Annotated in this window: 21 protein-coding genes and 1 pseudogene; 10 read left to right on the forward strand and 12 right to left on the reverse strand. The window is 64.2% G+C overall.

Going from position 1 to position 20,180, the window contains the following annotated elements:
* Window positions 1–97 precede the first annotated feature (97 nt).
* The 3 genes from IVB19_RS19210 to eno form a co-directional block, all read right to left on the reverse strand.
* A complete protein-coding gene (locus tag IVB19_RS19210) occupies window positions 98–1,096 on the reverse strand; it encodes an MBL fold metallo-hydrolase (protein ID WP_018458062.1) in 999 nt (332 codons plus the stop codon).
* Window positions 1,097–1,212: 116 nt separating this feature from the next.
* Complete coding sequence (locus tag IVB19_RS19215; protein ID WP_018458063.1) at window positions 1,213–2,346, reverse strand: zinc-binding dehydrogenase; 1,134 nt, start codon at window positions 2,344–2,346, stop codon at window positions 1,213–1,215.
* A gap of 34 nt (window positions 2,347–2,380) precedes the next feature.
* A complete protein-coding gene (gene eno, locus IVB19_RS19220) occupies window positions 2,381–3,664 on the reverse strand; it encodes a phosphopyruvate hydratase (RefSeq protein WP_018458064.1) in 1,284 nt (427 codons plus the stop codon).
* 174 nt (window positions 3,665–3,838) lie between these two features.
* On the opposite strand from eno, the gene IVB19_RS19225 reads away from it, so the two are divergent.
* Window positions 3,839–4,816, forward strand: coding sequence for a Vgb family protein (locus IVB19_RS19225; RefSeq protein ID WP_018458065.1), 978 nt, complete (start codon window positions 3,839–3,841; stop codon window positions 4,814–4,816).
* 51 nt (window positions 4,817–4,867) lie between these two features.
* Window positions 4,868–5,320 carry a preQ(1) synthase gene (queF, locus tag IVB19_RS19230; RefSeq protein ID WP_018458066.1) on the forward strand — a complete coding sequence of 151 codons (453 nt, stop codon included), beginning with the start codon at window positions 4,868–4,870 and terminating at the stop codon, window positions 5,318–5,320.
* A 22-nt stretch (window positions 5,321–5,342) separates the two neighbouring features.
* On the opposite strand, the gene IVB19_RS19235 is transcribed toward queF, so the two are convergent.
* Window positions 5,343–5,966, reverse strand: coding sequence for a dihydrofolate reductase family protein (locus IVB19_RS19235; RefSeq protein ID WP_018458067.1), 624 nt, complete (start codon window positions 5,964–5,966; stop codon window positions 5,343–5,345).
* A gap of 17 nt (window positions 5,967–5,983) precedes the next feature.
* Window positions 5,984–6,286: a hypothetical protein gene (locus IVB19_RS19240; RefSeq protein WP_143273393.1), complete on the reverse strand. Its 303-nt coding sequence runs from the start codon at window positions 6,284–6,286 to the stop codon at window positions 5,984–5,986.
* A 110-nt stretch (window positions 6,287–6,396) separates the two neighbouring features.
* On the opposite strand from IVB19_RS19240, the gene IVB19_RS19245 reads away from it, so the two are divergent.
* Complete coding sequence (locus IVB19_RS19245) at window positions 6,397–6,813, forward strand: winged helix-turn-helix transcriptional regulator (protein ID WP_026233493.1); 417 nt, start codon at window positions 6,397–6,399, stop codon at window positions 6,811–6,813.
* Between the two features lie 30 nt (window positions 6,814–6,843).
* Here IVB19_RS19245 and IVB19_RS19250 read toward each other — a convergent pair whose 3' ends face one another.
* From IVB19_RS19250 to IVB19_RS19260, 3 genes are all read right to left on the reverse strand, one after another.
* The gene (locus IVB19_RS19250) at window positions 6,844–8,052 is read right to left on the reverse strand and encodes an MFS transporter (protein WP_018458070.1); all 1,209 of its coding nucleotides are present in this window, start codon (window positions 8,050–8,052) and stop codon (window positions 6,844–6,846) included.
* A complete protein-coding gene (gene kdsA / locus IVB19_RS19255; protein WP_018458071.1) occupies window positions 8,052–8,915 on the reverse strand; it encodes a 3-deoxy-8-phosphooctulonate synthase in 864 nt (287 codons plus the stop codon). The genes IVB19_RS19250 and kdsA overlap by 1 nt, the downstream gene beginning before the upstream one ends.
* A 125-nt stretch (window positions 8,916–9,040) precedes the next feature.
* A complete protein-coding gene (locus IVB19_RS19260) occupies window positions 9,041–9,367 on the reverse strand; it encodes an NIPSNAP family protein (RefSeq protein WP_007610789.1) in 327 nt (108 codons plus the stop codon).
* A gap of 196 nt (window positions 9,368–9,563) precedes the next feature.
* Here IVB19_RS19260 and IVB19_RS19265 point away from each other — a divergent pair, with 196 nt between their 5' ends.
* The 3 genes and pseudogenes from IVB19_RS19265 (at window position 9,564) to IVB19_RS19275 (ending at window position 12,377) form a co-directional block, all read left to right on the forward strand.
* A complete protein-coding gene (locus IVB19_RS19265; protein WP_018458072.1) occupies window positions 9,564–10,238 on the forward strand; it encodes a response regulator transcription factor in 675 nt (224 codons plus the stop codon).
* Window positions 10,235–11,611, forward strand: coding sequence for a sensor histidine kinase (locus IVB19_RS19270; protein ID WP_018458073.1), 1,377 nt, complete (start codon window positions 10,235–10,237; stop codon window positions 11,609–11,611). The genes IVB19_RS19265 and IVB19_RS19270 overlap by 4 nt, the downstream gene beginning before the upstream one ends.
* A 103-nt stretch (window positions 11,612–11,714) precedes the next feature.
* Window positions 11,715–12,377: pseudogene (locus IVB19_RS19275) on the forward strand (class I SAM-dependent methyltransferase).
* Between the two features lie 4 nt (window positions 12,378–12,381).
* Here the strand turns inward: IVB19_RS19275 and pyrG are convergent.
* From pyrG to tpiA, 3 genes are all read right to left on the reverse strand, one after another.
* On the reverse strand, window positions 12,382–14,013 hold the full coding sequence (gene pyrG, locus IVB19_RS19280; RefSeq protein WP_007590604.1) for a CTP synthase: 1,632 nt from the start codon (window positions 14,011–14,013) through the stop codon (window positions 12,382–12,384).
* A gap of 166 nt (window positions 14,014–14,179) precedes the next feature.
* Entirely contained in the window at window positions 14,180–14,566 is a 387-nt protein-coding gene (gene secG / locus IVB19_RS19285) for a preprotein translocase subunit SecG (RefSeq protein WP_007590603.1), read from the reverse strand.
* A gap of 141 nt (window positions 14,567–14,707) precedes the next feature.
* The gene (tpiA, locus tag IVB19_RS19290) at window positions 14,708–15,463 is read right to left on the reverse strand and encodes a triose-phosphate isomerase (RefSeq protein ID WP_247370293.1); all 756 of its coding nucleotides are present in this window, start codon (window positions 15,461–15,463) and stop codon (window positions 14,708–14,710) included.
* A gap of 223 nt (window positions 15,464–15,686) precedes the next feature.
* On the opposite strand from tpiA, the gene IVB19_RS19295 reads away from it, so the two are divergent.
* Genes IVB19_RS19295 through moaC form a run of 4 tightly spaced genes read left to right on the forward strand, consistent with a single transcriptional unit; the run spans window position 15,687 to window position 19,986 of the window.
* Complete coding sequence (locus tag IVB19_RS19295) at window positions 15,687–17,585, forward strand: peptidylprolyl isomerase (RefSeq protein ID WP_026233496.1); 1,899 nt, start codon at window positions 15,687–15,689, stop codon at window positions 17,583–17,585.
* 14 nt (window positions 17,586–17,599) lie between these two features.
* Window positions 17,600–18,613 carry an anthranilate phosphoribosyltransferase gene (gene trpD / locus IVB19_RS19300; protein WP_018458077.1) on the forward strand — a complete coding sequence of 338 codons (1,014 nt, stop codon included), beginning with the start codon at window positions 17,600–17,602 and terminating at the stop codon, window positions 18,611–18,613.
* Window positions 18,614–18,620: 7 nt separating this feature from the next.
* Window positions 18,621–19,442, forward strand: coding sequence for an indole-3-glycerol phosphate synthase TrpC (trpC, locus tag IVB19_RS19305; RefSeq protein WP_018458078.1), 822 nt, complete (start codon window positions 18,621–18,623; stop codon window positions 19,440–19,442).
* A gap of 1 nt (window position 19,443) precedes the next feature.
* Window positions 19,444–19,986: a cyclic pyranopterin monophosphate synthase MoaC gene (moaC, locus tag IVB19_RS19310; RefSeq protein ID WP_018458079.1), complete on the forward strand. Its 543-nt coding sequence runs from the start codon at window positions 19,444–19,446 to the stop codon at window positions 19,984–19,986.
* Window positions 19,987–19,995: 9 nt separating this feature from the next.
* Here the strand turns inward: moaC and IVB19_RS19315 are convergent, their stop codons facing one another.
* Entirely contained in the window at window positions 19,996–20,097 is a 102-nt protein-coding gene (locus IVB19_RS19315) for a Flp family type IVb pilin (protein ID WP_085353576.1), read from the reverse strand.
* Between the last annotated feature and the right edge of the window lie 83 nt (window positions 20,098–20,180).

Genomic DNA, 20,180 nt, shown 5'->3' on the forward strand with positions numbered 1-20,180 from the left:
CCGGTCGGATTTGGAAACGCTGGGTTTCTGAACGGTTGCCCAAACAATCAGGCCGCCAAGTGGCGGCCCGATCCCTGGTACAAATCTGCAAATCGGCTCAGATCGTCGGATTCCACGCCGACGGGATCAGGCGATATTTGGCGCCGTCCTTCTCGACATGGCCGACCGAGGGGAAGGTGAAGTGGAAGCCGATCACGGTCGCCTTCTCGGCCGCCGCCATGTCGTAGAATTTGTGGCGGGTTTCCTGCGCCAGCGCTGCATCGGTGTCGAACACCACATGCCAGTCCGGATTGCGCAGGAAGAACTCCGGGATGTTGGTGACGTCGGACTGGATCAGCACCTTGGCATCGCCAGAGGCGACCGCGAACGAGGTGTGCCCCGGGGTGTGACCGGGCGTCGCGATCGAGGTGATGCCCGGTGCGACCTCCTTGCCCCACTCGTACTTCGTCACCTTGGATTCGAGGCCGGCAAAGGTCTTCTTCACGTTGGCGAAGTAGGTCTTCATCATCGCGTTGGACTCGGCCTTGGCGGCGTTGTCCTCGCTGGTCCAGAACTCCCAGTCCTTGCCTGGCACCATGATCTCCGCATTGGGGAAGGCAAGCGCGCCGTCGGCGAGACGAATGCCGTTGGTGTGGTCGGGATGCAGATGCGAGAGCAGCACGACGTCGATGCTCTTGGGGTCGACGCCGGCGGCCTGGAGGTTCTGCAGCGTGCGGCCGACCGCGCCCTTGCTGGGCTCGAGATTGGCGACACCGTTGCCGGTATCGATCAGCACGAGCTTGGAGCCGGTGTTGATGAGCTGCGGGTTGAACGGCACCGTGACCATGCCCTTCGGCATGTAGGCCGCCTCGCCAGCGGCCAGCGCTTCCTCCTTCGGCGCGTTGACGACGAACTTGTCCGGCATCGGGAAAGTGCGCGCACCGTCATTGATGGAGGTGCACTCGTAGCTGCCGACCTTGTAGCGGTAGAAGCCCGGCGCCTGCGTGCCGGCTTGCGGTACTGAGGCATTGGCGACGGTCGGCCCAAAGCCGGTCACGGCAGCCGCACCGAAGGTGGCGGCGCCTGCAAGCAAATGGCGGCGATTAAGATCGGTCATGAGGTCCCCTTCTGAGCGCCCCGCGGTTTTCCCGCGTGCAAATGGCGGCGGAATAATCCCCGGCTTCGCTCAGAAGGCAAGACCTTCTTTCGGTGACGTGCCGTCGCACGTCCCGATTATTTGTTCGGGTTGATGAGGAATTTTTCGCCAGTGGCGCGTTTGGCGTACACCGCGATGTTGGCGGGATCGAGCGCCTCGGAAAGCGACACCACCTTGGTGTAGTGGCTGGCAAACGTGGTCTTCAGTTCGTCGACGACGCGCTGGCGCAGCCTGGCCCCGTCCGCCTGCCCGATCTTCATCAGGAACGGAAACAGCAGCCAGCCGCCGACGCCCCAGGCCATGCCGAAGCCGCGCGGCAGCTCAATCGGGCGGACATCGAGCGCGCCATAGACATAGACCTGCTTGTGCACGTTGGAGCCGTAGCGGCTGTATTCCTTCGCGGTCTTGTTGATCGCGACTTCCATGCAGTTGAGGATGTCGCCGGCGAGCTTCCCGCCGCCGATGGCGTCGAAGGCGATGGTAGCGCCGGTCTCGACCAGCGCATTGGTGAGATCGCCGAGGAAGCTCGGTGCGGTGGAATCGACGACATATTTGGCGCCGATCTTGTGCAGGATGTCGGCCTGCTCCTTGCTGCGCACAATGTTGACCAGCGGGATGCCGTCCTTGATGCAGATCTTGTTCAGCATCTGCCCGAGATTGGATGCGGCCGCAGTGTGCACCAGCGCCTTGTGACCCTCGCGCCGCATGGTCTCGGTCATGCCGAGCGCGGTCAGCGGATTGACGAAGCAGGAGGCTCCTTCGGCCGGCGTGGTGCCTTCCGGCAGCGGCAGGCACTCGCGCACTTTCAACGTGCGATACTGCGTGTACATCGCGCCGCCGATCATGGCGACGGTCTTGCCCATCAGCGCCTTCGCGGCATCCGAGGAGCCGGTCCTGATCACGACTCCCGCGCCTTCGTTACCGACCGGCATGGATTCGTCGAGCCGGCCTGCCATCGCCCGCATCGCGCCTTCCGGCACTTTCGCGGTGATGACGGGAGCTTCTTTGGTGCCCGAAGCCTTTGCCGTGCTCATGTCGGCCGCGCCGATCAAGAGCCCGAGGTCGGACGGGTTGATCGGCGCGGCCTCGACGCGGACGACAACCTCGTCCGCGGCGGGTTCGGGGGTCGGCACGTCGAGCAGCGAGATTTCGAGCTCACCGCTCTTCTTGATCAGCGAACGCAGTTGCAGGCCGTTCTTGCCGTCGCTCATGTCGATCCTCCCCTGTTCTTGTCCGACCGCTGGCTTATGCCAGCGCCTTCAGTGCCGCCTTGCCGCCGTAGAGCGCCTGCTTGCCGAGCTGCTGCTCGATGCGCAGGAGCTGGTTGTATTTGGCGGTGCGATCGGAGCGCGCAAGGGAGCCGGTCTTGATCTGACCGCAATTGGTGGCGACCGCGAGGTCGGCGATGGTAGAATCCTCGGTCTCGCCGGAGCGGTGCGACATCACCGAGGTGTAGCCGGCCTTGTGCGCCATCTCGACGGCGGCGAGCGTCTCGGTCAGCGTGCCGATCTGGTTGACCTTGATCAGGATCGAATTGGCCCGTCCGGCCTTGATGCCTTCGGCGAGGCGCTTGACGTTGGTGACGAAGAGATCGTCACCGACGAGCTGGCACTTCTTGCCGACGAGGTCGGTCAGCTCCTTCCAGCCGTCCATGTCGTCTTCCGACATGCCGTCCTCGATGGTCACGATCGGATAGCGCGAGACGAGATCAGCAAGGTACTTGGCCTGCTCGGAGATCGAGCGGGTCTTGCCCTCGCCCTCGTAGACGTATTTGCCGTCCTTGAAGAACTCCGTCGAGGCGCAGTCGAGGCCAATGACGATGTCGGAGCCCGCCTTGTAGCCGGCCTTGCCGATCGCGTTCATGACGAATTCGAGCGCGGCGTCCGCCGACGGCAGGTTCGGGGCAAAGCCGCCCTCATCGCCGACATTGGTGTTGTGACCGGCCTTCTTCAATTCGGACTTCAGGGTGTGGAAGACCTCCGCGCCATAGCGCAAGCCCTCGGCAAAGGAGGACGCGCCAACCGGTAGGATCATGAACTCCTGGAAGTCGATCGGATTGTCGGCGTGCATGCCGCCATTGATGATGTTCATCATCGGCACCGGCAGCAGCCGCGCCGAGGTGCCGCCAACGTAACGATAGAGCGGCATGTCGAGCGAGTTCGCGGCCGCCTTGGCGCAGGCGAGCGACACGCCGAGGATGGCGTTGGCGCCCAGCCGGCTCTTGTTCGGCGTACCGTCGAGGTCGATCATGATCTGGTCGAGCTGGGCCTGCTGCTCGACATCGAGGCCGCTCAGGGCCTCGAAGATTTCGCCGTTGACGGCGCCGACCGCCTTGGTGACGCCCTTGCCGAGATAGCGAGTCTTGTCACCGTCGCGTAGTTCCACCGCCTCATGGGCGCCGGTGGAGGCGCCGGACGGCACGGCAGCACGGCCAAGCGCGCCATCTTCCAGCACGACGTCGACCTCGACGGTGGGATTGCCACGGCTATCGAGAATTTCGCGGCCGATGATGTCGATGATGGCGGTCATGATGTGCACTTCCGTTCGTTAGAGCTGATCGGTGCCGCGGGTCTTACACGGACCGCAAGCAAATGTGAACGCTTGGAGGGTGGGCTTCGACTGACGCGTGAAGCGGCTCGGACTAAGGTTGACCGCATCTGGTCTGCGCGCAAAACCTCAATCTGAAACAGTCGGGGTAACGCCATGAATCGCCGCCAGTTTCTTGCCTCGAGCATCGCCCTCCTCGCGACCCGCCCGAGTTTTGCGCAGGAAGGCCCGTTCCGGACAAAATACTACCCCATTAGCTCCGGCATCGGTCTGCACGACCTCGCTCCCGCTCCCGATGGCACGGTCTGGTTTACGGCCCAGGGCAAGGGCCTGCTCGGCAGGCTCGATCCGAAGGATGGCAGCCATAAGACGGTCAGCCTCGGCCAGGGCGCCGCCCCGCACGGCGTGACCATCGGCCCCGACGGCGCGCCCTGGATCACCGAGGGCGGCCAGAATGCGATCGCCCGCGTCGATCCTTCCGACCTCAAGGTCACCCTGTTCCGCCTGCCCGAGAAGTTCGCCTACGCCAATCTCAACACCGGCGTGTTCGACAAGGACGGCACCTATTGGTTCACCGGCCAGTCCGGCTATTACGGCCGCCTCAAGCCGAACGCGGGCGGGATGGACGTGTTCAGGGCGCCCAAGGGCGTCGGCCCCTACGGAATCACCGTCACGCCCAAGGGCGACGTCTGGTATGCCTCGCTTGCCGGCAGCTATATTGCCAGGATCGATCCGGCGACGGGCAGCGCCAGTGTGGTCGAGCCGCCGACGCCGAGCCAGGGTTCGCGACGGGTCTGGTCGGATTCGAAAAGCCGGATCTGGGTCAGCGAGTGGAACAGTGGCCACGTCTCGGTGCACGATCCCGCGGAAGACTCTTGGAATACCTGGAAGCTGCCCGGCGAGCGTCCCCGCACCTACGCGGTCTATGTCGATGACAAGGACAAAGTCTGGCTGACCGATTTCTCCGCCAACGCCATCGTCCGCTTCGATCCCGCCACCGAGCGCTTCAACGTGTTCGCCAGCGACAAGGCTAACGCCAATGTGCGCCAGCTCGACGGGAGGCCGGGCGAGCTCTGGGGCTGCGAATCCGGCAACGACCGGATCGTCATGATCCAGACGGTCGCCGCCGGTTGACGACAGCGGCATTTGCGTCCATCCCGGCACGCGGAACAGGATGTGACGACAATGGCGAAGAAATCCCTTCAGCTGGGCCGCGCGGTCGAATGGCCGCACACACCGGAAGAAGCGCAGCTCGACCGCGTGCCGAACCCGCAAAAGGGCACGGACTATCTGGTACGCTTCACCGTGCCGGAATTCACCTCGCTCTGCCCGGTCACGGGACAACCGGATTTCGCACATCTGATGATCGACTACGCCCCCGGCCAATGGTTGCTGGAATCGAAGTCGCTCAAGCTCTACATCGCCAGCTTCCGCAATCACGGCGCCTTCCACGAGGACTGCACCGTGATGATCGGCAAGCGCATCGCGAGCGAGATCAAGCCGAAGTTCCTGCGCATCGGGGGCTATTGGTATCCGCGCGGCGGCATTCCAATCGACGTGTTCTGGCAGACGGGCCGCGCGCCGAAGGGATTGTGGGTGCCCGAGCAGGGCGTCGCGCCCTATCGCGGCCGGGGCTGAGCTTGAAGAGACCGTTTCTGACTCACCGCGTTCGGTCTCGACCGCGAAGATTTGCTCGCTCGGGGGACGAGGTATAGCGGCTAACAACCATGCCGCTCGAATAAGCCTTTGCCTCGAGTAATTTTAGCTTCCTGAACCCCGACGCCGCGAAGATCCTGACGCCGTCACCCAATACCGCCGGGTTGACGTAGAATTGAAACTCGTCAACGAGACCTTGTTCGATCAGCGCCGCGGCAAACCCCGCGCCACCGAACACGCCAATGTCGCGCCCTCGTTGGCTCTTTAAGGCGCCGACCACCTCGTGCAAATCTCCGCTGACAAGCGTGGTTCGTTCCCACGCCGGCTCCGTTGGCTTATTCGTCGGAACCATTTTGCTCATTTCTGTGATACGCTTAGCGAACGCGTAGAATGGCTCAGTTGGGTAGCGGTTCGCTGCGTTCTCCCAATGCCGTAGATACCCTTGATTCAGCATCTTCCGACTGAGAAGAATCGTGTCGATGCGCTCGAAGTGTGCATTGAAATCGCGCTTCAGTTCATCATCCCAAAAGTTGTTGTCACCCCAACCCCATAGCTGCCAATTTACCGTTCCGTAGGAGCCGACAAAGCCATCGGCTGACACCTGCATCTGAAGGATAAGTTTTCGCATCGGTCTATTCTCTCGAATCATGCAAGGATCGAAGCTGCGAACGATTCAGCAGCCCATTGTTTGAAGGTCGTTCGAGTTGTGTTTTCTGAAGCTGGCGTGTCGAGTGCCCATCGCTCTTGGCGATTGAAGCTCGCTGGGGTTTCGATCAACGCTTCCGTGAAGCTGGCTGATATCCCGTTTGCGATCATGCTGCTGCGGGCGTCATCGAGCGGGACAGATCGATAAGTCACGTCTTTGCGCAGTTTCCTGCCCGGGAGCTCTGTCACCTTCTGAAATATGTAAAAGCCGCCGCTTGCCACCTGATGGATATCTGCGGGCATTTTCCACCACTCCTCCAGCATTGAGACTTTATGATTGGTTTACATTTGGAAGCATTGACGTCAGCCTCGAATGATGTCAATAGTAAATCGATTTACAAAGAGAACTACGGATGTCGGGAAGACAGCGATCAGGTTGCCCAATCAGTCTGTCGCTGGAGTTGCTCGGCGATCGCTGGACGCTGCTGATTGTGCGTGACATCGTTTTCGCGGGGAAACAGCACTTCCGGGAATTTCTGCAGTCCGATGAATCGATATCATCGCGGACGCTTGCGGAGCGGCTTCAAACGCTGCAAGAAGGCGGCGTGCTTACCCGTCATGACGACCCCACGCATAAACTGAAGGCGATTTATCGCCTTACGGAGGCGGGCATTGATCTGCTGCCTGTCCTCGCCGAGCTTGGCTTATGGGGCAGCAAATATCGTAATGCTGATCCGGATCTTGGTGCGATTGCCGAGAGACTATCGGCGGGGGGCCCCAAGATGCTTTCCCAGATGAAGCATAAACTGAGGAAAGGAGGTTCTAAATGACGATACGCCGCGTCAGGCGCTAGACATCTTTTAGGCGACTGCATCCGATGGCGCCCGCTGTTTCAACAGCCGCGCACAGGCGAAGCCCAGCGCGACCATGATCGCGGCGCTCGCGAACAGGGTCGGCATCTTGCCGCCATGCTGGAGGCCAAGTCCATAGGCGAGCGGCCCCACCGTCTGCCCCATGAAGAAGAAGAACGAATGCAGCGACAACGCGGTTGCGCGCGCCTCGACCGAGAGTTCGCTGGCAAACATCTGAAGGCAGCCATGGGCGATGTAGAAGCCCCATCCCATCACGATGAGATTGAACGCCTGCACTTCCCAGCGCAGGCCGAAGCCGACGGCAACGAGCTGCGAAGCCACCAGCGTCATGCCCGCGATCATCATTCCCTTCATGCCCAGCCATGGCAGCAGGCGCGACACCGTCAGCGTGTAGAACAAGCCGCCGACCGCAAAGCCCGCGATGACGATGCCCGCGATCGAGAGCGAGGTCTGACCGAGCTCGAACAGGAACGAAGCGATGTAGGGAAACAGGCCGAGCACGCAGCAGCCTTCGATGAACACCGCCGCATAACAGACATAGGCGTTCGGGTTGGTGAAGATGGTGCGATAGCCCGCCTTCAGCGCCGACAGGCTCGTCTTCGGCGGATGCTTGACCTTGGCGCCACGAAAACCGGCGGCGACCGCGATCGAGGCAACGATCACCAGCGCGCCGAGCACCGCCAGCACGCCGCGCCAGCCGAGGAAATCGCCGATCAGGCCGGAGGCCGAGGCGCCGAGGAGATTGCCCGCCATCGCGCCGGCGAGCGTGCGGCTGATCGCGACCTGGCGCTTCTCCGGACCGACGAGATCGCTGGTCAGGCTGAGCGCCACCGGAAACACGCCGCCGGAGCCGATACCGGCGAGGATACGGGTCGCGAACAGAACCGAGAATGAGCTCGAGAGCGCCCCCAGGATGTTGGCAAGGCCGAGCAGCGCGAGGCAGCCGATCATCAGCCGCGTCTTGCCGAACAGATCGGCGGCGGCGCCGACGATCGGCTGGATGATCGAGAAGGTGAAGGCGAACACCGCGGCAAAACCGGCAGCGGTCGCGATGCTGACGCCAAAGTCCTCCGCGACGTGCGGCAGCACCGGATCGAGCGCGCGCGCGGAGAGCGCCGCGGCGAAGCTTGCACCGGAGATGACGTAAAGCGCGGCCGGCAGGCCGTGATCGTGCGCCCGCGCCTCGCCTTGCTGCATCAGCGCGGGTCGGCTTTGGTCGAATCCTTGGCGAGCGCGTCGAACGCCATCAGCCTTCGGATCAGCCCTTCGAACTCGCGCAGCGGCACCATGTTGGGTCCGTCGGACGGCGCGCTGTCAGGATCGGGATGGGTCTCGATGAAGATACCGGCAACACCGACGGCGACGGCTGCGCGTGCGAGCACCGGCACGAATTCGCGCTCGCCTCCGGAAGACGTCCCCTTCCCGCCCGGCTGTTGCACCGAATGAGTCGCGTCGAAGATCACGGGGGCGCCGGTGGTGCGCGCCAGGATCGGCAGCGCGCGCATGTCGGAGACCAGGGTGTTGTAGCCGAAGGACGCGCCGCGTTCGGTGACGAGCACGTTGGGATTGTTCGCGCTCGTGATCTTGGACACGACGTTGGCCATGTCCCAGGGCGCAAGAAACTGACCCTTCTTGACGTTGACGACCTTGCCGGTTGCGGCCGCCGCCAGCAGCAGATCGGTCTGGCGACATAGGAAGGCGGGAATCTGCAACACGTCCACCGCCTGCGCCACCTCGGCACACTGCCCGGCGTCATGCACGTCGGTCAGGACCGGCAGGCCGAGCGACGATCGGATTTCGGCGAAGATCGGCAGCGATTGTGCAAGTCCGAGGCCACGCGCGGCCGACGCGCTGGTGCGATTGGCCTTGTCGAATGAGGTCTTGTAGACGAGGCCGATCTGCAGCCGCGCGGCGATCTCCTTCAGCGCGGAGGCCACCTCCAGCGCATGCTGGCGGCTTTCGAGCTGACACGGCCCGGCAATGATCGAGATCGGCAGATCATTGCCGAATTTGACCTTGCCAATGGTGACGACCGGCGCCGCTGACGTCGAAGAGCTCAAGGCAAATCCCTCGTTCCGGCGCGACCATAGCCGCGATGAAGGGCGGATCAACCCCATTCGGCCTGGGCTCCCAGAATATCAGGGTTGCGCCCAGGCTCTCCGCGACGCCCTCGCGCCGGCCGCCTCTACTTCACCGCCGAGAAGGCGGTCGGCGCCAGGATCTGGCTGACGATGTTGCCGACGATCTGGCCGTCCGCCTCGCTCTCGGCGCGCCCCTTCATCCAGTCCGGATCGGTCATGAAGGCGGCCCACTTCTTCTCGCGCTCGGCGAGCGACTCCCAGGCCAGGAAATAGGTCAGCTCCTGGTTGGATTCACCGATCAGGGTCGTGAAGAACCCGGCCTGCTTGATGCCGTGCTTTTCCCACACCTTCAGCGTGACGGTCTCGAACCGCTTGAGCAGTGCCGGCAGGCGGCCGGGCACGCAGCGATAGATGCGCATTTCGTAGATCATTCATATTCCTCCCTGATCAGGTCCGGCGGTTATAACGGCCGGCCCCGACGGTGTCTTGAGGCCCGCTCAGCCGCCCCGGTAGCGTTCCGTGCATGGCTAGAGCCCGCTCAAGCCGCTTCATCGAGAGCGGGTTCCCGCAATGCTGCCGCAATGATACGGCCGCTAGAATGGCGCGATTGAGGTTGAGGTGCGGATCATGCGGATTTTGCTCGTCGAGGACGAGGTCGAAATGGCCGACGCGCTGGCGTCGGCGCTGAAGCGCTACGACATGGTGGTGGACCACGCCCCCACGCTCGCGGAGGCGGAAGAGGCCATTTCTGCCGACGTCCACGCCGCCGTCCTGCTCGATCGCCAGCTTCCCGATGGCGACGGTCTCACCCTGATCCCGAAACTGCGGGCGCGCGCCGACGGCGTGCCGATCATCGTGTTGACGGCGCGCGGCGAACTCGCCGACCGGGTCGCCGGACTGGACTGCGGGGCGGATGATTATCTGTCAAAGCCGTTTGCGGTAGAGGAATTGCTGGCGCGGCTGCGCGCCGTGCTGCGCCGGCCCGCCGGGCTGCATCCCGACATCATGCACGCCGGCCGCCTCGCCTTCGATTTCGGCCATCGCGAGGCAAGCATCGACGGGGCTCCGCTCGAGCTGCCGCGACGCGAGCTCCTCGTGCTGGAAGCCCTGGTCCGCCGCATGGGCCGGACCGTGCTGCGCTCCGCGCTGGAAGAAGCCGTCTACAGTTTCGACGACGAGATCCAGTCGAATGCGCTCGATACGCACGTGTCGCGCCTGCGCCGCAAACTCTCGGAAGCCGATGCGCGCGTGGAGATCCACGGCATCCGCGGCGTCGGCTATCTCTTGAAGAAGCTGCTATGAGCAAGCACCACGAACCCTATTGCCTGCGCTCGCGGCTGAGCTGGCGCCTGCTGTCGCTCCAGGCGGTGCTGCTCACGGCGCTCGTTGCCGTCGTCGTCGGGGCATTGAGCGCGTCGGGATTCGTGATCGCCGGGCGCGACGAAGATCGCGTGATCGATATCGTCCAGCGCGCGCTCGGACGCGACGCGCAAGGCGACCTGGTCCTGCGGCCGACGACCGAGCTGAAACAATTGCGCAGCGAGACCCCCGATCTCTGGTTCCTGGTCCGCGACAGGCAGGGACATTCGCTAAGCGAAGGCGCCGTGCCGGCCGAATTCGCCGCCATCGGCAGCGGCCTCGACCAGATCAGCCAGGCCCGGCTCGGCTGGCAGCTGTTCGAGGACGATCCGCGCAAGCCCCCGGCGCGGCTGAAGCGGGTCGATACCGACGCCGGCAATGTGCAAATCATCACGGCGACGCAAGGCAAGCTCACGGGCGCCAAGGCGTTGATCATGACATCGCTTGCACTGCTCGGCATCGCCCTGCCTGGCCTGCTCCTCATGGGAACGGCGACGTTCATCGCCACGCCGATGATCGTGCGGCGCGCCTTCGAGGCGCTCGATGCGACGGCGGACCAGGCGCGGCGCATCGACATCCATCAACGCGGCGCGCGGCTGTCGCTGGACCGGATTCCGCTGGAAGTCGTGCCGCTCGTGACCGCGGTCAACGACGCGCTGGCGCGGCTAGACCAGGGCTATGCCCGCCACAAGCGCTTCGTCGCCGATGCCGCACACGAGTTGCGCACACCGATCGCGATCCTGAACACGCGGCTGGAGTCGCTTCCAGCGGGGCCGGACAAGACCCGGTTGCTGGAGGATTCCGCGCGGCTGGCAACGCTTGCCGAGCAGCTGCTGGACATTCAAAGGCTCGACCGCTGCGGCCATCCCTTCACGCGCGTTGACCTCGTCGCAATCGCGCAAAGCGCGGCCGCAGATCTTGCGCCGCTGGCCATTGCCGCCGGCTACGAGTTGGCGCTCGACGCCCCCTCCACGCCGGTCGAAACGATCGGCGATGCGGCGGCGCTGGAGCGCGCGCTGACCAACCTTGTGCAGAATGCGATCCAGCACGGCCCGCGCCGCGGCACCATAGGCATTCGTGTCAGCAGGCCCGCGAGCATCGAGGTCACGGACGAAGGCGCCGGCATTCCGGCCGATCAGCGCGAACAGATATTCGAACCGTTCTACCGGCTGACACCGCTGGATCGCGGTGCCGGCCTCGGTCTCAACATGGTGCGCGAGATCGTGCTCCTGCATGGCGGCCACATCTCGGTCGCGGACACAGCGATCGGCGGCGCGTGCTTCAGGATGTCACTGCCGCCCGTCCGGGAGAATTGACGCAATCGACAGGCGGCACGCAATGCTGTCGCAATGCACTCAAGCGATTGTTCGGCCGCCTCACCTCTGACCTGCGAGGCGCAACCAAGATGCCGGAGTGCGCATGCCCAACGATTTCCTCTCGTTCTTCCTGTCATGGATGTCAGCCCCGCGCCGCGTCGGCGCGATCGCGCCGTCAGGCGCGGCGCTGGCCGATCTCATCACCCGCGAGATCACCGCATCGACCGGCCCTGTTCTCGAGCTCGGCCCCGGCACCGGCGCGTTCACCTACAAGCTGCTCAAACGCGGCGTGCGCCAGCAGGACCTCACGCTGATCGAATACGGCTCCGACTTCATGAAGGTGCTCCAGATGCGTTTTCCGAACGCGCGCGTCTTGTGGATGGATGCAGGGCGGCTCGCAACGGAGCGCCTCTATGACGGCGCGCCCGTCGGCGCGGTCGTGAGCGGCCTGCCGCTGCTCAACATGTCGACGCGCAAGGTGGTCTCGATCGTCGGTGGCGCGTTCAGTCATGTCCGCCCCGGCGGCGCCTTCTACCAGTTCACCTAGGGCATGAGTTGTCCGATCCCGCGGCCCGTGCTCGACCGGCTGGGCTTGCGCGCAAAGCTGGTGGATCGTGCCCTGCTGAACGTGCCGCCGGCCGCCGTCTACAAGCTGACGCGACGGCCGCAGATGAAGCTCGTCACGGGATCGCTTGCGCCTGATACGTCAATGCCGGCCGCGCCGGAGCCGATGCATCTTGCAGGTGACTGCACCGCCACGCGCTGAGCGATTACACCAGGCGGCTCTGAACCATTGCCGCGCGAATGAACGACGCGAACAGCGGATGCGGCTCGAACGGTCGCGACTTCAGTTCCGGATGGAACTGGACGCCGATGAACCAGGGGTGATCCTCGTACTCGACGATCTCCGGCAGCACGCCGTCGGGCGACAGGCCCGAGAATTTCAGCCCGTGCTGTTCGAGGCGATCCTTATAGGCGGTGTTGACCTCGTAGCGATGGCGGTGGCGCTCGGAAATCTCGGTCGCGCCGCCATAGACTTCCGAAACGCGGCTGCCGCGATTGAGCGCCGCGGGATAGGCGCCCAAGCGCATCGTGCCGCCGAGATCGCCGGCGTTGGTGCGCTTCTCAAGCTCGTTGCCGCGCAGCCATTCCGTCATCAGGCCGACCAAGGGCTCCTTGGTCGGGCCGAACTCGGTGGAGTTGGCCTCCTCGATCCCGACGAGATTCCGAGCTGCCTCGATCACCGCCATCTGCATGCCGAAGCAGATGCCGAAATACGGCACGTCGCGCTCGCGCGCGAACTGCGCCGCGCGGATCTTGCCTTCGGCGCCGCGCTGGCCGAAGCCGCCGGGCACCAGAATGCCGTTGACGTGCTCGAGGAACGGCGCGGGATCTTCCTTCTCGAAGATCTCGCTTTCGATCCAGTCGAGATTGACCTTCACCTTGTTGGCGATGCCGCCATGGGAGAGCGCCTCGATCAGCGACTTATACGCATCCTTCATGCCGGTATACTTACCGACGATGGCGATGGTGACGTTGCCCTCGGGATTGCGGATGCGCTCGTTGATCTGCTGCCAGCTCCGCAGCTCCGGCGGAATCCGCGAGCCGATGCCGAAGGCGGCAAGCACTTCGTCGTCGAGGCCTGCGGCGTGGTAAGCCTGAGGGACAGCGTAGATGCTGTCGGCGTCGCGCGCCTCGATGACGGCGCTCTCGCGCACGTTACAGAACAGCCCGAGCTTGCGCCGTTCCTCCTTCGGGATCTCGCGATCGGTACGGCAGAGCAGGATGTCCGGCTGGATGCCGATCGAGCGCAGCTCCTTGACGGAGTGCTGCGTCGGCTTTGTCTTCAGCTCACCGGCGCTCGGGATGTAAGGCAGCAGCGTCAGATGAATGTAGATGGCGTGATCGCGCGGCAGCTCGTTCTTGAGCTGGCGGATCGCCTCGAAGAACGGCAGGCCCTCGATGTCGCCGACGGTGCCGCCGATCTCGACCAGCACGAAGTCGTAATCGTCGTTGCCGTCGAGGACGAAATCCTTGATGGCGTTGGTGACATGCGGAACCACCTGGATGGTGGCGCCAAGATAATCGCCGCGCCGCTCCTTGGAAATGATGTCCTGGTAGATGCGCCCGGTCGTGATGTTGTCGGCCTTGGTCGCTGGCCGCCCGGTGAAGCGCTCATAGTGGCCGAGATCGAGGTCGGTCTCCGCACCGTCATCGGTCACGAACACTTCGCCGTGCTGATACGGCGACATCGTTCCGGGATCGAGGTTGAGATAGGGGTCGAGCTTGCGGAGGCGGACCTTGTAGCCCCGCGCCTGCAACAGGGCACCGAGTGCCGCTGAAGCCAGACCCTTGCCGAGCGAAGAAACCACGCCGCCGGTGATGAATATGTACCGCGCCATGGGGCTTAACCTCTAATCCCTCGAATTCGATTCGCCAAAGCGATTCGTATTCCGCCCCAAACATTTTGCGGGGCTGTGGGTGAGCCAGAACTAAGAGTGGTGACAGAGCCTTGATGGGGATTGTTGATGCAGGACGGTAGAAGCCGCCCTGCATGGCCCCCCTGCTTTATTGCGAACGCGGTACCTGCGGGCCGCTCGGTGCCGGAGCCTGCTGCTGCTCGTCGGCCTTCTTCAGCGAATCCAGGATGCCGCCCGAGGTCGGTGGCGCGATCGGTCCGCCACCGGCCGGCTGCGTCTGCGACGCCGGTGCGCCGATGATCGACGACGGCTTGCGGTCGTAGCCGGCATACCAGGACAGGAACAGGCTGGTGAGGAAGAAGCCGACGGCCAGGATCGCCGTGGTCCGCGTCAGAAGGTTCGCCGTGCCACGGCTCGACATGAAACCTGCGCCACCTCCCATGCCCAGGCCGCCGCCTTCCGACTTCTGGAGCAGGACGGCGCCGATCATAACGGTGACGATCATGAGGTGAATGACGATGACAACGGTCTGCATAGTGTCCTTCCGTCACAAGCCGACAGCGCCGAGACGGCGGCCAATCGTGCTTCGCGGGGTTTTCCTGAAGTTGCGCGGTGTTACACGATCAGACGGGTCATTGCCACCCCCGATCGGCCGGGTCCTAAGGTTTGAAGTTAGCTAGGAACAGCCCTGCGCAATCGCAAGGAAATCGGCCGCCTTCAGGCTGGCCCCGCCGACCAGCGCGCCATTGACGTTCTTCACGGCCATCAGCTCGGCCGCGTTCGAGGGCTTGACCGAGCCGCCATAGAGGATCCGCATCCCGGCGCCGTCGGCCTTGAACCTGGAGGTCAGGAATTCCCGGATAAAGCCATGAATCTGCTCGACATCCCCGGACGTCGGGGTCAGGCCGGTGCCGATTGCCCAGACCGGCTCATAGGCCACGACCAGATTGGCGGCGGTCGAGCCATCCGGCAGCGAACCGTTGAGCTGGCCGCGCAGGATATCCAGGGTCTGGCCCGCATCGCGCTGCGCTTGCGTCTCGCCGATGCAGACGATCGCCGTCACCCCGGCGCGCCAGGCGGCCTCTGCCTTCTGCCGGATCAGGGCATCGCCCTCGCCATGGTCGGCGCGGCGCTCGGAATGGCCGACGATGATAGCGGTCGCACCCGAATCCACCAGCATTTCGGCGGCGATGTCGCCGGTATGGGCGCCGGAGGCCTTGGGGTGGCAATCCTGGGCTCCCACCGCGACCTTCTTGCCGCAGGCCTTCTCGGCGAAAGCTGCGATCAGGGTCGCCGGCGGACAAACCAGCAAATCGGCTTTGCCGGCCACTTCTGTCGCACCATTGAGCATGGCGTCGAATTCGGCAGTCGAGGCCTTCAGGCCGTTCATTTTCCAGTTGCCGGCGATCAGGGGGCGGATGGCATCGATCATGTCAAATTCCAGCAAAATTTGGGTTGCGCATGCGCTAGCAGAGGTCCCGTGGCAGTTCCAGAGACCAGGGGCTTTTAACCGCAGGGATCGAAAGCCTGTCGGACCCGAGGTTGCGGGGGGAAAGCCACCACTTTATGATGATTGATCAATTTGGTGACGCGCTTTTGCGGAATCTGCATTAAGACGCGCTCCCGTTCCCCTCCTGCCAAACAAGTTGGACCAAATGCTTCGAGGAATGCGCAAGGCCTCATCAAACTGGCTCGGCAAGACCATTATGGCCATTGTGATGGGCGTGCTGATCATCAGTTTCGGCGTTTGGGGCATTGCCGACATCTTCAAGGGTTTTGGGCAATCCACCGTGGCCAAGGTCGGCGGCACCGAGATTTCGTTGAACGAGTTCCGCCAGATTTACACTGATCGCCTCCAGCAGATCAGCCGCCAGTTCGGCCGGCCGCTGTCGCCTGAGCAGGCGCGCGCCTTCGGCCTCGACCGTCAGGTGCTCCAGCAGACGATCGCGGAAGCCGCCCTCGACGAAGAGGCGCGCCGGCTCGGGCTCGGCCAGTCCGACGACCAGATCCGCCAGCTCATCATGAACGACCCGAACTTCAAGGGCGTCGGCGGCAACTTCGATTCGAACCGCTTTCAGTCCGTGATCCGCAATTTCGGCTATACCGAGCAGCGCTACGTTTCGGAGCAGCGCAAGGTCTCACTGCGTCGGCAGATCACCGGCACGATCGGTGCCGGCCTCGAGCCGCCGAAGGCGATGCTCGACGTGCTGACGCGCTTCCAGAACGAGCAGCGCGCCATTGAATTCGTCAGGCTCGACGCAGCCCAGGCAGGCACCATCGACGCGCCATCGCCGGAGGCGCTCGCCGCCTATTTCGAGGATCACAAGGTCCAGTTCCGCGCGCCCGAATATCGCAAGATCGCGTTCGTCGTGGTCTCGCCGGAGGAGATCGGCAAGTGGAGCGAGGTGTCGGACGAGGACGCCAAGAAAGCATTCGACCAGCGCAAGGACCGGCTCGGCACGCCGGAGAAGCGCCAAATCCAGCAGATCGTATTCCCCAACGCCGCCGAGGCACAGGCCGCACGCGAGCGGCTCACCAGCGGGACGTCGTTCGAGGACCTCGGCAAGGAGCGCGGACTGAGCGCGTCTGACGTCGATCTCGGGCTCGTGACCAAATCCTCGCTCGATCCCGCAGTTGGAGACGCTGTCTTCGCGCTTCCCGCCGGTGAAATCAGCCAGCCGATCCAGGGCCGTCTCGGCACGTCGATCGTCAAGGTCGAAAAGATCGAGCCGGGCACTGAGGCGAACTACGCGAGCGTTGCCGCCGACATCAAGCGCGAGATCGCCACCGAGCGTGCGCGCGTCAAGGTCGCCGATCTCCGCGACAAGATGGAAGACGAGCGCGGCGGCGGTGCCAGCGTGATCGACGCGGCGCAGAAGCTCGGCCTCACCGCCGTGACCATCGACGCCGTCGACCGTTCCGGCCGCGCGCCGAGCGGCCAGCCGGTCTCCGGCATTCCGCAGGGCCTCGACGTGGTGTCGCAGGCCTTTAACACCGATGTCGGCGTCGACAACGACTCGATCTCGTTCAAGGGCGGCTATGTCTGGTACGACGTGCTTGCCATCACGCCCTCGCGCGACCGCAATCTCGACGAGGTTCGCGACCAGGTCGAGGTGCGCTGGCGCCAGGACCAGATCGCGACCAAGCTGAAGGCCAAGGCGACCGAGATGGTGCAGAAGCTCGAATCTGGCGGCAAGCTCGCCGACGAAGCAGCCGCGATCGGCGCCAAGGTCGAGACCGCCACCGGCTTCAAGCGGGACGACTCGCCCGCCAGCGTGCCCGCGGCCATCGTGTCGGCCGCCTTCCGCGTCGCCAAGGACGGCGTCGGGCAGACGGCAGTGACCGGCGGCACCGAGGTGATCGTGTTCCGCGTTACCGAGATCATCGATCCCACCGTCGATGCCGCTTCCGATGCGGTCAAGAAGCTGAAGGACAGTCTCGACCGCGCGCAGACCGAGGAGCAGGTCGCGTCCTACGTCAACAAGCTTGAAACCGACATCGGGACCACGATTAATCAGGCCGCCTTCGCGCAGGTGACCGGCGCGAACCAGTGAGTTGAAAGCACGCGATGGACGACCTGAAATCGATCATTGGAAAAGTGGCGACCGGCGCCAGCCTGTCGCGTGACGAAGCGGCTTCCGCCTTCGACGCCGTGATGTCCGGCGAGGCTACGCCCTCGCAAATGGGCGGCCTGCTGATGGCGTTGCGGGTACGCGGCGAGACCGTGGACGAGATCACCGGCGCGGTCTCGGCCATGCGCTCCAAGATGCTCACGGTCGATGCGCCCGCGGACGCCGTCGACATTGTCGGCACCGGCGGCGACGGCTCCGGCTCGGTCAATGTCTCGACCTGTGCCTCCTTCATCGTTTCGGGCGCCGGTCTGCCGGTGGCCAAGCACGGCAACCGCGCGCTATCGTCGCGTTCGGGCGCTGCCGACGTGCTGGCTTCGCTCGGGGTGAAGATCGATCTGAGGCCGGAGCAGGTCGGCCGCTGCATACGCGAATGCGGCATCGGCTTCATGTTCGCGCCCGCCCATCATCCCGCCATGAAGAACGTCGGCCCGACCCGGGTGGAGCTTGCGACACGCACGATCTTCAACCTGCTCGGTCCGTTGTCCAATCCGGCCGGTGTGAAGCGGCAGATGGTCGGCGTGTTCTCCCGGCAATGGGTGCAGCCGCTGGCGCAAGTGCTCAAGAACCTCGGCTCTGAATCCGCCTGGGTCGTGCACGGTTCAGACGGCCTCGACGAAATCACCCTCACCGGCCCGACCTTCGTCTCCGCGCTCCACAATGGCGAGATCCGGAATTTCGAGGTGACGCCGGAGGACGCGGGCCTGCCGCGCTGCGAGGCCGGTGCACTCAAAGGCGGCGACGCCGACGCCAACGCTATCGCCTTGCAGGGCGTGCTCGGCGGCAAACCGAGCCCCTACCGTGACGTCGCGCTGATCAACGCCGCTGCCGCATTGGTCGTGGCGGGGCGTGCCGGGGATCTCAAGGAAGGTGTCGTGATCGGCGCAAAATCACTCGACAGCGGCGCGGCGCGCGCGCGGCTGAAACATTTGATCGCGGTCTCGAACGGCTGAGCCTGACATGTCGGACATCTTGACCAAGATCGAAGCCTACAAGCGCGAAGAAATCGCTGCGGCCAAGCGCGCGCAGCCGCTGTCGGCGGTAGAGGCGAAGGCCAAGGCGCAAGCAGCACCGCGCGGCTTCCTGCGCGCGATCAAGGCCAAGCACGCCAATGGCGACTACGCGCTGATCGCGGAGGTCAAGAAGGCGTCGCCGTCAAAGGGCCTGATCCGCGCCGATTTCGATCCGCCGCTGTTGGCCAGGGCCTATGAGGCCGGCGGCGCTGCCTGCCTGTCCGTGCTGACGGACACGCCCTCGTTCCAGGGCCATCTCGACTTCATGGTGGCGGCCCGCGCGGCAACGTCACTGCCGGTGCTGCGCAAGGATTTCATGTTCGACATCTATCAGGTGGCGGAGGCCCGCGCGCACGGCGCCGACTGCATCCTGATCATCATGGCGGCGCTCGATGATGCCGCGGCCAAGGAGCTCGAGGATGCCGCCATCGCCCACGGCATGGACGTGCTGATCGAGATCCACGACCGCGCCGAGCTTGACCGCGCGCTGAAGCTGCGTTCGCCGATGATCGGCGTTAACAATCGCAATTTGCGCACCTTCGAAACCACGCTTGCGACCAGCGAAACATTGGCGCCGCTGATCCCCGGCGACCGGCTGATGGTCGGCGAGAGCGGCATCTTCACGCCCGCCGATCTCGCCCGGCTCGAGCGCGTCGGCATGTCGACCTTCCTGGTCGGCGAGAGCCTGATGCGGCAAGCCGATGTTACCGCTGCGACGCGCACATTGCTGGCGCGCGAGACGACGGCGCGCGCGACGGGCACGCGCTGACATGGCCCGCAAGCCGACCGCGACGAAACCAGCCAAGTCCGAGTCCAAGACCCAGTCCAACACCAAGACCGGCCCTGCCCTCACCCATATCGGCGCCTCCGGCGAGGCGCGGATGGTTGACGTGTCGGACAAGCCCGCCAGCGAGCGGCTCGCGGTCGCGGAAGGACGCGTCGTCATGACCAGGGCGACGCTTGACCTGATCGTGTCCGGCAACGCCAAGAAGGGCGACGTGCTCGGCACCGCCCGCATCGCCGGCATCATGGCCGCCAAGCGCACCGCGGAGCTGATCCCGCTCTGCCATCCGCTCGCGCTGTCGAAGGTGACGGTCGAGATCGAGCCAGACGCAACGCTGCCGGGCTGCCTCGTCCGCGCCAGCGTGAAGGTCACGGGCCCGACCGGCGTCGAGATGGAAGCGCTCACCGCCGTCTCGGTCGCCTGCCTCACCATCTACGACATGATCAAGGCGGTGGAGCGCGGCGTGCGCATCGAAGGCATCCATCTGGTCGAGAAGCTCGGCGGCAAGTCCGGCCATTACCGCGTCTGATTGCGGCTGCTACTTCAACGACGCGCTGATCGACCCGAATTTTGAATTGAGCTTGCTGCCCAGGCCGTCCACCACGGCGACGATCGCGAGCGCAATCAGCCCATACTCGATCGCATATTGATTGCTTTTGCGAGGGTCCCTTCACGGCCCATTAACCCAGCTTGCTAACTTCGCCTCCACTCCGTTCCCGTAAA

It is taken from the genome of Bradyrhizobium sp. 187 (assembly GCF_023101005.1).
Lineage (GTDB): Bacteria > Pseudomonadota > Alphaproteobacteria > Rhizobiales > Xanthobacteraceae > Bradyrhizobium > Bradyrhizobium canariense_D.